This is a genomic window from Actinopolymorpha alba DSM 45243, from assembly GCF_000373925.1.
Lineage (GTDB): Bacteria > Actinomycetota > Actinomycetes > Propionibacteriales > Actinopolymorphaceae > Actinopolymorpha > Actinopolymorpha alba.
The window spans coordinates 1-1,322 of sequence record NZ_KB892735.1 but is presented as its reverse complement, the minus strand read 5'-3'; the positions used below and the strand labels follow the sequence as shown (position 1 = coordinate 1,322).

2 rRNA genes are annotated in these 1,322 nt (G+C 56.9%); both read right to left on the bottom strand.

The annotated features are described in order from the left end of the window. A 23S ribosomal RNA gene (locus tag B141_RS0107100) occupies window positions 1–569 on the bottom strand; the annotation flags it as partial. 374 nt (window positions 570–943) lie between these two features. Beyond that, a 16S ribosomal RNA gene (locus B141_RS0107095) occupies window positions 944–1,322 on the bottom strand; the annotation flags it as partial.

The following is a 1,322-nucleotide window of genomic DNA, read 5'->3' as shown; positions in this document are numbered from 1 at the left end:
GGTACTTTTCACCTTTCCCTCACGGTACTGGTTCACTATCGGTCACCAGAGAGTATTTAGGCTTAGCGGGTGGTCCCGCCAGATTCGCACAGGATTTCAGGAGTCCCGTGCTACTTGGGAAAACGTTCAGGAGCCACTACGTTACATCTACAGGGGTATCACCTACTACGCCAGACCTTTCCAGGTCTTTCGACTTCCGCAGTGGTTTCTTACTCCTTGCCGGATCAGCAGCTCCGGCCGAACGTTCCCACAACCCCGCGCAGGCAACACCTGCCAGCTATCACACCTACACGGTTTAGCCTCATCCGCTTTCGCTCGCCACTACTCACGGAATCACAATTGTTTTCTCTTCCTGCGGGTACTGAGATGTTTCACTTCCCCGCGTTCCCTCCGAACGCCCTATATATTCAGGCGACGGTGACTGGACATGACTCCAGCCGGGTTTCCCCATTCGGACACCCCCGGATCAAAGTTCGGTTGCCAACTCCCCGGGGCTTATCGCAGGCTCCTACGTCCTTCATCGGCTTCTGGTACCAAGGCATCCACCGAGTGCCCTTACTAACTTGTCTCGGCAAAACACAGAAAAACTTCAGATGCTCGCGTTCACTATGCAGTTCTCAAGATACAAACGGAAACCACACCCAAAACCGCCGCGCACCACCAACACCGGTGGCCGTACGACGCAGGCAGGCCCACACCACAAGAGCAACCAAACCCAGACGGGCCTGATCCCTCAGGACCCAACAGCGTGCCCAAGACCCCAACCAACCCCACCCCAGCCCTTCCACACCACCCAGCAGAACCAGGCAGCAGTACAAGACCAGAACGAAACCAGCCAGAACCCAATAGTCGACGCTCCACTAGTGAGCACCACCGCTCCGGAACCCACGTCCGGAAAACAGCGCCCTGGACACCACAACGGATGCCAGAAAATGCTCCTTAGAAAGGAGGTGATCCAGCCGCACCTTCCGGTACGGCTACCTTGTTACGACTTAGTCCTAATCGCCAGCCCCACCTTCGACGGCTCCCTCCACAAGGGTTGGGCCACCGGCTTCGGGTGTTGCCGACTTTCATGACTTGACGGGCGGTGTGTACAAGGCCCGGGAACGTATTCACCGCGGCGTTGCTGATCCGCGATTACTAGCGACTCCAACTTCACGGGGTCGAGTTGCAGACCCCGATCCGAACTGAGGCCGGCTTTTTGGGATTCGCTCCACCTCACGATTTCGCAGCCCATTGTACCGACCATTGTAGCATGTTTGCAGCCCTGGACATAAGGGGCATGATGACTTGACCTCATCCCCACCTTCCTCCGAGTTGAC